This window comes from Janthinobacterium sp. JF4, from assembly GCF_059617925.1.
The window spans coordinates 59,351-72,137 of record NZ_JCAQAV010000006.1; the positions used below are offsets into that span (position 1 = coordinate 59,351).

General features: G+C 61.4%; 10 protein-coding genes. 1 reads left to right on the forward strand and 9 read right to left on the reverse strand.

Annotation, left to right across the window (positions count from 1 at the left end; genetic code table 11):
• Window positions 1-107: 107 nt before the first annotated feature.
• Complete coding sequence (locus AC54AF_RS08265) at window positions 108-746, reverse strand: NF038129 family PEP-CTERM protein (protein WP_496636161.1); 639 nt, start codon at window positions 744-746, stop codon at window positions 108-110.
• Between the two features lie 10 nt (window positions 747-756).
• Window positions 757-3,750, reverse strand: a complete 2,994-nt coding sequence (locus AC54AF_RS08270; RefSeq protein WP_496636162.1) for an ExeM/NucH family extracellular endonuclease — start codon at window positions 3,748-3,750, stop codon at window positions 757-759.
• Between the two features lie 454 nt (window positions 3,751-4,204).
• Between AC54AF_RS08270 and AC54AF_RS08275 the strand changes: the two genes are divergently transcribed.
• Complete coding sequence (locus tag AC54AF_RS08275) at window positions 4,205-4,942, forward strand: PEP-CTERM sorting domain-containing protein (protein WP_496636163.1); 738 nt, start codon at window positions 4,205-4,207, stop codon at window positions 4,940-4,942.
• A gap of 45 nt (window positions 4,943-4,987) precedes the next feature.
• On the opposite strand, the gene AC54AF_RS08280 is transcribed toward AC54AF_RS08275, so the two are convergent.
• The 7 genes from AC54AF_RS08280 to AC54AF_RS08310 all read right to left on the reverse strand — a co-directional run bounded on the left by AC54AF_RS08280 (window position 4,988) and on the right by AC54AF_RS08310 (window position 12,786).
• Window positions 4,988-6,016, reverse strand: a complete 1,029-nt coding sequence (locus AC54AF_RS08280; protein ID WP_496636164.1) for a TIGR03790 family protein — start codon at window positions 6,014-6,016, stop codon at window positions 4,988-4,990.
• Window positions 6,017-6,149: 133 nt separating this feature from the next.
• Window positions 6,150-6,728: an FxDxF family PEP-CTERM protein gene (locus tag AC54AF_RS08285; RefSeq protein WP_496636165.1), complete on the reverse strand. Its 579-nt coding sequence runs from the start codon at window positions 6,726-6,728 to the stop codon at window positions 6,150-6,152.
• Window positions 6,729-6,812: 84 nt separating this feature from the next.
• Window positions 6,813-7,370, reverse strand: a complete 558-nt coding sequence (locus tag AC54AF_RS08290; protein ID WP_496636166.1) for an FxDxF family PEP-CTERM protein — start codon at window positions 7,368-7,370, stop codon at window positions 6,813-6,815.
• A 183-nt stretch (window positions 7,371-7,553) separates the two neighbouring features.
• Entirely contained in the window at window positions 7,554-9,008 is a 1,455-nt protein-coding gene (locus tag AC54AF_RS08295) for a mannose-1-phosphate guanylyltransferase/mannose-6-phosphate isomerase (RefSeq protein WP_496636167.1), read from the reverse strand.
• A 20-nt stretch (window positions 9,009-9,028) separates the two neighbouring features.
• Window positions 9,029-10,183: a nucleotidyltransferase family protein gene (locus AC54AF_RS08300; protein WP_496636168.1), complete on the reverse strand. Its 1,155-nt coding sequence runs from the start codon at window positions 10,181-10,183 to the stop codon at window positions 9,029-9,031.
• A gap of 49 nt (window positions 10,184-10,232) precedes the next feature.
• Complete coding sequence (locus tag AC54AF_RS08305; RefSeq protein WP_496636169.1) at window positions 10,233-11,495, reverse strand: glycosyltransferase family 4 protein; 1,263 nt, start codon at window positions 11,493-11,495, stop codon at window positions 10,233-10,235.
• Window positions 11,476-12,786 (reverse strand): nucleotide sugar dehydrogenase, encoded by a 1,311-nt coding sequence (locus AC54AF_RS08310; protein WP_496636170.1) that lies wholly within the window; start codon window positions 12,784-12,786, stop codon window positions 11,476-11,478. Before AC54AF_RS08310 ends, AC54AF_RS08305 begins: the two co-directional genes overlap by 20 nt.
• Window position 12,787: the final 1 nt, after the last annotated feature.

The following is a 12,787-nucleotide window of genomic DNA, read 5'->3' on the forward strand; positions in this document are numbered from 1 at the left end:
AGCATAAAACGGTGACCAATACAATTTAGTTTCCTGATTTATAGCTATTGCGACTAAATAGACGAAGCACAGCGGCCCGCAGGCGCGCTGTGCTCTGCTTGGCAAGACTATGCGCGTGTGACAGGCTGGCGGCGGCGCAGGGCCAGGCCGATCAACGCCAGGCCGCCCGTCAGCATCATCCATTCCGACGCTTCCGGCACGGCCGAGATCGACGCGATGCTGGCGTAGGTGCTGCCGGCGATGGTCGCCGGCAAGCCGCCGTTGAGCGGGGTCAGTTCGAATTGCACGAGGTTGCCATTCGCATTGCCCAGGTAGGACGTGGCCGTGGCGTCGAGCAAGCCCACGCCAAACGTCGTGCCCGCATTGCCGGCCGTGTTCAGGAAGTCGCCGCCAAAGACGATATTGAAACCGAACTTGCCACCCAGGGTCACGTTGTGAAACCAGTCGTTGTAGGCGCCGCTATTGCCGAAGGTCAAGGTACCGGGCAAGCTGCCGCTGACATTGCCTTCCTGCGACGCCAGCGCGCCAAACGCGCCCGAGAAATTGCTGAGCACGGCGCTGGCGCCCGGCGCGGGGCTGTTACCGGCAATAAAGGCGAAGTCGAGGAAACCGGCGCCCGAAAACTGGCTCGTGTCGATTTCCACGCGGTAGCCGAGCGGATCGGCCAGCGCCACGCTGGAGCTGCCGGCAAGCAAGGCGGCCAGCACGGCGCGGCGCAGGGTGAGGTTGAGTGTCGATGCAAACATGGTGAAGTCCTTAGAAGTTGCCGGCGTAGATGCTGGCGGAGTAATTGATCGTCACTTTCGACGGATTGGTGAAACTGACGGCAAACGAGGCTGTCGCGCCTGGCGCCAGGCTGGCGGCGTTGACGGTGACAAAAGCCGCGCCCGCATGGCTGCCCGTGGCATTGGCCAGGCTGACTCCAGCCGGCAAGCCGCCGAACACCACCTGGAACGGGCCAGCCAGGGTGCTCGTGCCCGTGTTGGTGAACGAGAACGTACCCGCGTATTTTTGCGTCACGCGGTTGTAGGTCAGGCCCGAGCTGGCCTGCGCCACAGCGGCCGTGATGTCGCGGTAGGCGGGCTGCAAGTCCAGGCTGACGACGACGGGGTCATGGTCCGAAGCGCGGTAGGGCAAGCCGTTGTACAGGTCTTGCGGCTTGGCCGAGTCGATGTTGTAGTCGATCACTTCCGGCTCGTCCGCATTCACATGCCATTCGGCCACGCCGGCCACTTGCGGGCTCAGCGACGCGCTGGCCAGCGCATGGTCGAGGTAACCGCTCTGGCCGCCGAACACGTACGAGTATGGCATGCCGGACGGCCGCACGAAACGCTCGAGCTCATTGACGAAGCCGGCGCCCGTGATGACCTGGATCGGGTCTTCCGCGCCATAGGAATTGAGGTCGCCGATGACCAGCACGTCCGCGTCGCCGGCAGCGGCTGCCACTTGCGGCACGAAACTGCCCACCAAGCGCTGCGCCTGCTGCACGCGGGTGGCATTCCAGCAGCTCTGGCTGTCGTTCTGGTCCGCGTCCAGCCCGCTCGAAGGGCAGCTGCCCTTCGATTTCAGGTGGTTGACGACCAGCGAGAATTTCTCGCCATTGGCGGCCTTGAACGTTTGCGCCATCGGCGGACGGTTATTGATGGCGTTGGCATCCGACAGGGCGCCGCCCACCAGGCCCAGCTTGGCTGGCTTGTAGATCATGGCCACGCGGATGGCGTCCGTGCCGGTCGCGGCCGGTTTCGGCACCACGGCATATGTGACGCCGCCGATGGCCGCATTCAGTTGCTCGACCAGGTAGGTAACGGCCGTCTCGCCATTGTTCTGGATTTCCATCAAGCCCACCACGTCCGCATCGATGGTCTTGAGTTCGGCGACGATCTTGTCGCGCTGGCGCACGAATTCGGCCAGGTTGTCGGCGCCGCGGCAATTGCTCTTGCTGTTGCCGCTGCCCAAGGTGCAGCCCTGCCCCGTCTGGCCAAAGACGTTGTTGCCATTCGTAAAGGTCGTAAAGAAATTGAGCACATTCGCGCTGGCCACCTTGACGTTGCCGGATGCCAGTTCCGGGCTGCCCGTGCGCGGGTTGTCGCGCGAGAACTGCGGCGTCTGCGTCGGCTGCAGTTTATACGCGGCGCCGCCGCCACCGATGGCGCCGAAATCCACCACGCCCGTCAGGTCGGCCAGCGTATCGCCGCTGCGCACGGTGTTGTCCTGGCCGAGATATGGAATGGTGGGCGGCGTGACGAAAATGCCATCATCGAGCACGATCAGGTTGTTCGCATTGGCCGCGATCAAGGCTTGCGCCTCGGCGGAGCCGGCAGGATAACGGTTGGTCGGCACTTCGCGCCGTCCGGCCGACAGGGTCAGTTCGCCGCGCGCGCCCAGGTAGGCGTTTTGCGACACGGTCAACGGTTGCGTGAAGCGCACCAGCATGCCTTCCACGGCGGCCAGGTTTTCGTTCGGCAGAGTCACATTCGCCGGCACGATGCTGTGACCCGCGCTTTGCGTGAGGATGGCCGTCACGTCCTTGAATTCCGTGTAGGAATTCTTTGCGCCAGACGGCGTGTACTCGACCACCGTGCCCGTCACGCGCACCAGTTCACCCGGCTGCACGGTGGTGGCCGTGCTGCCCGTGTAGACAAAAATGCCGTCCGACGTCGACGGATCGCCATCGCCGGCCACATCCTGGATAAAGAAGCCCGTGCCCACCTTCAGGGTGACAACGCCCTCGGTCGTCTGCACGGAATTGGCGTAGGGGCTGGCCGCACCGCTACCCTGGATCTGCGGAATCGTGTGGCTGATGGCGGCCAGGCCTTGCACGGCGACATCAATCTTGCAGCTGGCGCTTTGCTGCTGGTCATTGCTGAAGCTGACGATGACAGGGTAATTGCCCACCGGCACGCCGGCGGCCACCAGCAGGTTCACGCTGGCGCTCTCGCCCGCCACGCCGGCCGCGCTGAAGTTGGCCAGGCTGATGCCGGCCACGGCCGGCGAGCTCAAGGTAGCGGCGTTCACGACGCCATCCACATCGGCCGCGCGCAGCACGGCGCTGCCGCCATTGCCCACGGCCAAGGCCAGGCTGGCGGGGCAGCTGGTAATGATCTGATGCACGACAGGGCCGCCACACACATTCAACGGTGACGCCGTATTGCGCGGCGTCACGCTGCCGGTGGCAAAATCCACGCTGTTGTCGTCCGTGTCGCCGCAGCCGCCATGCGCGCGCGCAATCGACAGCGTATTCGATGGCGCGGGCGCGACGGCGCCCTCAAAGCCGTTGGCCGTGCCGAAGCCGACCAGGTCGACGACGGCGGCGCCCGTGGGGCTGGTACCCGTCTGCGCCGTCTTGCCATTGCTCAGCAACACCTTGCCCGCCGTGCCCGACATGGCCAGGCTGCCCGTGGCGTCCGGCGCGGGCAAGTCCTGCGTGCCGCCCGTGCCCTTGGCTTGCTGGACCAGCAGATACTGGCCCGGTTGCAGATCGATAGCCGGCAAGGCCGTCACGGCCCAGTTCGAACCGGCGGCGGACGCGTATTGCACGCTCCAGTTGCCCAGGTTGACGGGGCTGGCGCCGCGGTTGAACAGTTCGATGAAATCGTTGCGGTACAGCGCACCGTTGTTGCCGCCACCGCCATACACCTGGCTGATGACGATATCGGAGGCCGCCAGGGCTGGCAGGGACAGGCTGGCCAGCACGGCGGCCATGACGGTCAGGCGCAGCGGCGTGCGCAAGGGGGAAAACGAGGTGTGCATGAGGATCCCGGTCGATAAAAAAATGACGCCGGCCCTACATGATCGGCCGGCGCGCCACAGTTAACAAAAGTATTTCAGACTTGTTATTTGCATATTAATAGCCCGGGATGACGACTTGATGACATTTGATTAAGCTGAATGGAGTAAATACGCCATCTGCAGCATCTAAAGAAGTAACTTATCAGCAACAAATAATTCATCTCATTCACTCAAGGAAAGCATTTAGAGGAAAAATATGATATATTTCAGGCAAATAAGTTTTTATCCTGATAAGGGATTAGCGCTTTAAAGTAAAATGCAGTAAGGACCGCAGGAGCAGGCTTCATCCACGCCAGCACCTTGAGTTGCCGATTCGGCGATGCCCACAAAGGCGGCATCGCGGGATCCGGCAGAAATCCCATCCTGGACAGCACGCGCACTGGCGCGCGCGGGATGCACTCCTAAGAGATCAGCTATGTTAAAACCCATCACCCGACTCCCCATACGTGCCCTGGTTCTTGCTGCGGCGCTAGCGCTGTGCGGCGGTTCAGCGCAGGCACAAAGCACCCAACAACAGTCCAATACAGACGACAAAGGCTGCCAGGCAAACACATCCGGCGCCAGCGGCAAGACCAATGAGGCCGACTTCGACGGCACTTACAGTGCTTGCAGCCTAGTCAATGGCTTCATCGGCTTTGGCGCGCGCACCAACGATGGCACGAACCAGACGCCCGAGTTCAGCCTGGGCGAGTCAGACCAGGTGCTGCGCCACCCGCAATCCCCCAACAAGGACCATCGCCTGGCGAACCTGCTGGCGCAACAGGGCGGCAGCGGCAGCGAAGGTGGCTTGCGTACCGGTCGTGCCGGCGGCGAATACCGCTTCGGCACGCGTGACTTCGTCTCTGTGCAAGAAAATCAACCAATAGATGATGCGGACGGCTATCGCGGCGTGCCACGCGCATATGCTGGCGCACGCAGCGAGTATGCTCCATTTGTGAGCTCATCCAGTCGCGAGACCGGCTCACCCGCCGGTGGCGGTGGCGGCGTAGGTGGTGGCGGCGTGGGCGGCGGTATTGATGGCGGCAGCAACGGCGGCAGCCTCGTGCCACCCGTCACTCCGGCCGTACCTGAACCGGAAACCTGGGCCATGCTGATGGCAGGGCTCGGCTTGCTGGCCTTTGCCGGACGCCGCAAGGCAGGTCGCAAAGCATAGAAAAAGGCTCGCAAGAACCTTTTTCTTCCTCTGTGGATGACAACTTCAGCGCCGGTAAACGGCGTATGGTGCGGCCAGCGGGTCACCAATAAACAATCCCTGCGCTGGCCAGGCCACACTCCCCCAGTACGCTTCCAGTGCCGTCATGCCTGTCAGGTAGCGACGTAGCAGCACTGTCGGATTGGGAAATTTTTGCCAGTAATTGCACGGCTCGCTGACGGTACCGTAGCTGGCCGTAGCGCCCGCCTCCAGCCAGCGCTGGCTGCTCATTTGCGCCATCCCCTGCAGATCACCACCGAACGAAGTGAGATGGTCCGCCAGAGCGCCAGGCAGGAAGCGCAAGGTGTCGAGCTTGGCGACCTTGGCCATGCCGGTCTGGTACACCATGATGTCCTGCGCCCCATCGAGCACATCGACCTTCAGGTTCTTGACCGTCAGCTTGCGCTGGCGCACGACCCCTGCCGGTGGAAAAAAGGCGGCACGGCTGTTGCGCGCCTTTTCGCTGGTGGTCAGATAATACGCGCTGGCGGCAGGCACGGAAAAACCGCTGACCGTCCCGCGATCCACCACTGCCTTGGCCTCTTCCACATAGTCGACGGGCAGCAGCATCGACAGGCGCATGCCCATCTGCGTAAACGGTTGCGGCACATTGCTGTTGAAATAGGTGCTGGGCTTGCCGGCGTCACACGTCTTCGCGCATTGCCCCGCATCGTAGCCCAGGGTATAGGCGGACGTGATGGAATTGCATTCGACCGCGTACGGCGCGCTCCACACCATCAGCACGGCCTGGATATGGGGCTTCAATTGCGCGTCAATACGCTCCTTCAACTGCGCGAACTGATCCATGCTGAGCTTGCGCGGGCGATTCGGAATATTCACGTGCACAACGTTTACAAGAGGAATACCATGCGCCTGGCGGTAATACTCACCCACCGCGATGCTGTTCGGCTCGGCTTCATTGATCACGACAGCCAATTGCGCGGCATGCAATCCCAAGGGCATGGATGGCGCATCGGCGTGGGCGATGCCAGCGGTCAGCACCAGTAAAAGGAAGAGAAATTTATGCAAGGTCAATTTCGCCGTTGAGGAAGATCGAAGCAGCCATGCCGCAGCCACCAACTGTGCGTGACGATTATAGCCCCACGTCGGCCGGCGACAAAAAAAACGGAGGCCGCAGCCTCCGTTTCATGTACAGAATTTTTTATCTTCAGGCTTGCAGCTTGCGGCGGTGTGCCATGAAGCCGACCAAAGCCAGGCCCGCCAGCAACATGCCGTAGGTTTCCGGTTCCGGTACCGGCGTGACGGCCAGGATACCGCTGTAGCTGCCGCCCGTTGGCGAGGCAACATAGCCGTCAATTTGCAGAAAGTAATTACCCGCAGCCAAAGGCGTGGAACCGGACTGCAGCGACCATGCCTGGTCTTGCGCCGTAAAATTGATCAGGTCTAGCGCGCCATGAAACAGAATGCCGCTGGCATTACCCAGGCTGAAACCGGTCAGCGTCAGGCCCGAGTTGGCGCTCGGCTTGAGCGACGTCGCCAGCGCGCTCAGGTCGTTAAAACCCGTCACGCTGAACGTGAATTTGTCGCTGAAAAAGTTATTGCCCGCGCCGGCCAGCTGGTCGGATGCCAGCGAAAACGAGCCCAGCAGGTCACTGCTGGAATAGTCGAGCAAGTCTTGCGTCAGATCCACCGTCGCGTGGCTGATGTCAACCGGCGCCGCATGGGCTACCAGGCTGCTGCCGGCAAACATGGCGGCCACGAACAGGGATTTCAGGAATTTTTTCATACTTTTCACCAAGATGACTGCAACTGGCTCAGGCCAGCTGCGGGATGGAAACGCAAACGAGGATGCCTATCAGCCAGGCAGGGCTCAAGCGGCCTTCTGGCGGCGGCGTGCCATGAAGCCCAGCAGCCCCAAGCCCGCCAGCAACATCGCATACGTACCAGGCTCAGGCACGGCCGACACCAGGCTGCCATTCGCGCTGAAAGCCGCGCCCGTGTTCGACACCACGTTGCCGCTGACTTTCAGGTAATAGGAACCGGCAGCCAGGTTGGCATACGACAGGGTCCACTTGTCATTAATGCCGGTCAACAACTGATCGCCGCCCAGCAGCAAGGTATTGCCAACGCTGCTGTACAAGCCGAAACCCGTCAGATTCAGGCCATTCGTCGCGCTACTGCTGCGCGAGTTCAGTACCACGCTCAGGTCACTGGCCTGTGCCACATTGAACGTGAACAGGTCATTGAAAAAATTACTCTTTTGATTGTTTTTGAACTTGTCGCCAAAGGTCAGCGAACCGCCCGCTGCCAGATTGACGGCGCCGGGCGTGGAGCTGATGTCGACGGGCGCGGCAAAGGCTGCCTGCGCGAACAAAGCTGAACCGGCAAAGGCCAGCGCGGCCAGCACCGAATACGTATTTTTCTTCATGCGATTCCACTGAACGTGAATGCGGACGCGCCAGCGCGTCCGCATGAGTTATTTGATCAAACCAGGCAGAATCATAGCATAAAGTAATTTTTTGTGTTAACTATTGTTTAATTGAAAGTTACTTTATAGCATCATTCTTAAAGCCAATAGTTTCACGGTGCGGATATCGTAAAAAACCACACATCAGGCGCGCTGATAGACATCTTCCAGGCGCACGATGTCGTCTTCGCCCAGGTAGCTGCCCGACTGCACTTCGATCAGGTGCAAGGGCAGCTTGCCCGGGTTTTCCAGGCGGTGCGTCATGCCGATCGGGATGTACGTCGATTCGTTTTCCGTCAGCAAGGTCACCTTCTCGCCGCACGTGACTTGCGCCGTGCCGCTGACCACCACCCAGTGTTCGGCCCGGTGATGGTGCATCTGCAGGGACAACTTGCCGCCCGGATTGACCGTGATGCGCTTGACCTGGAAGCGTTCGCCGATATCGATGCCTTCATAACTGCCCCACGGGCGGTACACCTTGCGGTGCTGCACATGTTCGCTGCGCCCCGCCTGCTTCAAGTGATCGACCACCTGTTTCACGCGCTGCACCTGGTCCTTGTGCGCGATCAGCACCGCATCGTCCGTTTCCACGACGATCAGGTCCTGCACACCCAGCACGGCCACCATGCGGCGCTCGGCGCGCACCAGGCAATTGCTGACGCCATCGAGATACACGTCGCCGCGCACCACGTTGCCATTGGCATCACCCTGCTGCACTTCCCACAGAGCCGACCAGGAACCGACATCGCTCCAGCCGATGGCGGCCGGCAGCACCACCGCATGCGCCGTATGCTCCATGACGGCATAGTCGATCGAATCGGACGCGCACGCGGCGAAGGCCTTCTCTTCCAGACGGCAGAAATCGAGGTCGCGGTAGCCGTCGCGCACGGCCGTTTCGCAGGCGGTGAGCATGGCCGGCTGGAATTCCCCCAGCTCGCCCAGATAGCGTTCGGCGCGGAACATGAACATGCCGCTGTTCCAGAAATAATTACCGGCGGCCAGGAACGACTGCGCCGTGGCCAGGTCCGGCTTTTCCACGAAACGCTCGACCTTGCAGCCGACGGCACCCGGACTCACGGGCGCGCCGCTGCGGATGTAGCCGTAACCCGTTTCCGGCGCCGTCGGCACGATGCCGAAGGTGGCCAGGGCGCCATCGGCCGCCAGCAGCGCCGCCTGGGCGATGGCCTGGTGAAACGCAGCCACGTCGGTAATGACATGGTCGGCTGGCAATACCAGCATCAGCGCCTGCGGGTCGATGGCCAGCAGATATTGCGCGGCCACAGCCACGGCCGGCGCCGTGTTGCGCCCCACGGGTTCAAGCAAAATGCCCAGCGGCGGCAAGCCGATCTCGCGCAGCTGCTCGGCCACCATGAAACGGTGCTCATTGCCGCACACCACCAGCGGCGGCATGACGTCGAAACCGGCCAGTCCGCTATCGCCGGCACGGCGGTTCGGCAGGCTCTGCACGCGCAGCGCCGTTTCCTGCAGCATGGTCTTGTCCGTTACCAGCGGCAACAGTTGCTTGGGCAATACGGCGCGCGACAGCGGCCATAAACGGGTGCCCGAACCGCCGGACAGGATGACTGGATAAATTTTCATGGTTTCATTTCAAAAACAGTTTATTGGGCAGCATACAGGGCCGGCGGCGTTTCCGCGCGGCGCAGGCTGCGCCGGTCGCGCGCATTGCCCCAGGCATCAATCTCATAGTCGGAGACATGGCGCATCCGCCCGGCGCGGTCGACACTATAATCCTTGAAGACGATCATTTCCTCAAGCACCACGCCAGGCAGCACGCGCGTGTATTCGAACAGCACGCTACGCACCACCTCGGCGCCGCTGCAAACATGGCTGCCGTGGCCGATCCAGGTGGGCCCGATGATGGTCGCTCCCGCTTCGATGCGGCAGCCCGATCCGATGTAGACGGGCCCCTCGATGCGCGTACCGCCGCTCCAGTCGATGCTGGTGTTCAGGCCGGCCCACACGCCTTCGGCGATCTGGGTGCCAGGCACATGCAAATGAGCCACTTCACCCATCAGCACGCTTTGCAACACTTCCCAGTAATCCTTGACGCTGCCAATGTCGATCCAGTTGTATTGACGCTTCTGCGCATAGAACGGCAAGCCCTTTTCCACCAGCAAGGGAAACAGTTCCGATCCGATATCGAAAGGACGGTCGCGGGGAATCAAGTCCAGCACGGCCGGCTCGAAAATGTAGATGCCGGTGCTGACGCAATTGGACAGCGCATCGGCCTGCGCCGGCTTTTCCTGAAAGGCGCGAATGCGCCCGTCATCGTCGCTGACCACCACGCCATAGCTCGATACCTTGTCCCACGGCACTTCCAGGGTGATGACGGACGCCAGCGCCCCCACGCGGCGATGCTCGCGCAGGGCAGCTTCCAGGTCGAGGTCGATCAAGGCGTCGCCGCACAGCACGATCGTCGTGTCGTCAAAAAAGCCGCCAAACTCCTGGATCTTCTTCATGCCGCCGGCCGAGCCCAGCGGCTGCGGCACGACCTCGCCCGCATCGTTCGTATAGCCTTCGAAGGAATAGCCGATGCGCACGCCAAACTGGTGGCCTTCGCCGAAATACTCCTCGATCTTTTCATGCAGGTAGCTGACGTTGACCATGATGTCCGTCACGCCATGCTGCGCCAGGTGTTCCACCAGATAAGCCATCACGGGCTTGCCCAGGATGGGGATCATCGGCTTGGGCAAATCATAGGTCAGGGGCCGCACGCGCGTGCCCTTGCCTGCCGCCAAAATCATTGCTTTCATCGTCAAACTGCTCCATCAGGGTTGGGGATAGCTGGCCAGGCGGAACACTTCAGCGGCCATCCTTGCTCAAGGTCACGGCAGCGGCGGGCGCGGCGGCGGGAAACAGGCGCGCATACGCGGCCAGCAGCTTTGGCGCTTCATATTCCCACTCCAGCTCGTTGATCACGCGATGGCGGCCAAACGCGCCCATCTGCTCGCGGCGGGCCGGGTCGTCCAGCAATTCGACGATCTTGCGCGCCATGTCGATGGGGTCGTTCTTCAAGGCATACAGCGATGCCTGCTGTGCGGAAACCTTGCCCTCGACCAGGTCGAATTGCACGATCGGCTTGCCAAGGGCCATGTATTCCATGATCTTGTTCATGGTCGACTTGTCGTTCATGTCGTTGGCCACGTCCGGGTTCACGCACACGTCCGAGGTGTTGAGCATTTCCAGCAATTGCTGGTCCGGCACGCGTCCGGTAAACGTCACGTAGCCGGCGATGCCCATGTCCTGCGCCATCTGCTTCATCTGTTCGAGCGAGGTGCCGCCACCGACCAGACCGAAATGCACATCCTCGCGCTTCAGGGTCTGCACGATGTATTGCGCCGCCTGCAGCAGCAGGTCGATGCCTTCCTGCGCGCCCATCACGCCCACGTAGCCGACCAGGTAGGCGCGGCCCTTCTTGAGTTCCGGCACCGGCGGCAGCACGCGCAAGCGATCCAGCTTGGGTCCGCTGCGCACCACGTAGACATCCTCGGGCTTCATGCCGCCCCGCTCGATGGCGATCTTCTTGTACGACTCGTTGGTGGCGATCGACACGTCGGCGCTCTGGAACGACCAGCGCTCGAACAGCACCATCAGCTTGTAAAAGAAATCGCGCCGGCCAAACTTGGCTTCGTACAACTCCGGATTGATGTCATGGTGGTCAAACAGGAAACGCTTGCCCATCGTCAACTTGAAGAAACCACCGATGAGGAACAGCAGATCGGGCGGATTGCAGGCGTGGATGACGTCGAAGCCGCGCGCGAAATGCACTTTCCACGCCAGGCGGAAGGTGTGGAACAGCGCCAGCGAATATTCCACCAGATAGCCCTTCGCCCCTTCCGCTTCCAGCGGCAGGTGGTAGCGGTAGATATGGATGCCGTCGATGGCTTCGTAGCGCGATTCGTAACCTTTGCCCGTGGGACAGATGATCGACACTTCGTAGCCATTCGCATGCAGGGTGGTCGCTTCCTGCCACACGCGCCGGTCGAACGGCGACGGCAGGTTCTCCACCAGGATCAGCACGCGGCGTGGCGCACCTGCCACCTTGTTACCAGCAGATGCCGTCATATTGCTCTCCACTTTGTTCCTTGCTGATGCGCACCAGGTCGACGATATGCTGGTGCGGCTTCAGGCTGCCCGGCACGCTCTTGAATTCGGCCGCGCCATTGCCGATGACGATGGTGTCGGCAAAATCGAGCACGTCCTGCATGTTGTCCACCATTAGCTTGGAAATATGCGGGATCATGTTCAGGATGTAATCCTGGTTGGCGCCTGTCAGGGCGGCCAGGTTGACGTTCTTGTCGTACAGCTTCAGCTCGTAGCCCTTGCCCAGCAGATACTCGATGACATCGACCAGCGGCGACTCGCGCAAGTCGTCCGTACCGGCTTTGAAGGAAAAGCCCAGGATGCCCACCTTGCGCGCGCCCTTGTCGACGATCATCTTGATGCCTTTTTCCACTTGCTTCTGGTTCGATGGCAGGATGGAATTGAGCAGAGGCAAATCGAGGTCCAGGCTGCGCGCCTTGTAGGTCAGCGCGCGCACGTCTTTCGGCAGGCACGAGCCGCCAAAGGCAAAGCCCGGCTTCATGTAGTACGGAGACAGGTTCAGCTTGGTGTCCTGGCAGAAAATCTCCATCACCGTGTGGCCATCGATGCCGACGGCCTTGCAGATGTTGCCGATTTCATTGGCGAACGCCACCTTGACGGCGTGCCACGTATTGTCCGTGTACTTGACCATCTCGGCCGTTTCCACGTCCGTGCGCACCAGCGGCGCATCCATCTTTTCATACAGCTGCACCAGCAGCGCGCCCGCCTTTTCATCGGATTCGCCGATGACGGTCTTTGGCGGATGGTAATAATCGTAGACGGCCGTGCCTTCGCGCAGGAATTCAGGATTGTTGCACACGCCAAAGTCAACGCCGGCCACCTTGCCCGAGGCCGCTTCCAGGGTCGGAATGACGAGCGCGCGCATGGAGCCGGGCAGCATGGTCGAGCGTGCCACGACGACGTGGAAGCTGTCCTTTTCGCGGATGGCGGCGCCGATTTCCTGGCACACCTTGCGCACGTGGCTCAGGTCCAGGTTGCCATTGAGCTGCGACGGCGTGCCTACGCAGATGAGCGACATGTCCGAGCCGAAGACGGCGTCGCGCACATCCGCCGTGGCGCGCAAGTGGCCGCTCTTCACGGTGGCGGCGATCATCTCGCCAATGTCTTTTTCAATGATGGGCGTGGTGCCCTGGTTGATCAGTTCCACCTTAGTCCTGTTCGGATCGACGCCGATGACTTCGTGTCCATCCGTTGCCAGGCAACCGGCCGAGACCGCACCCACGTAGCCGAGGCCAAAAATACTGATTTTCAAA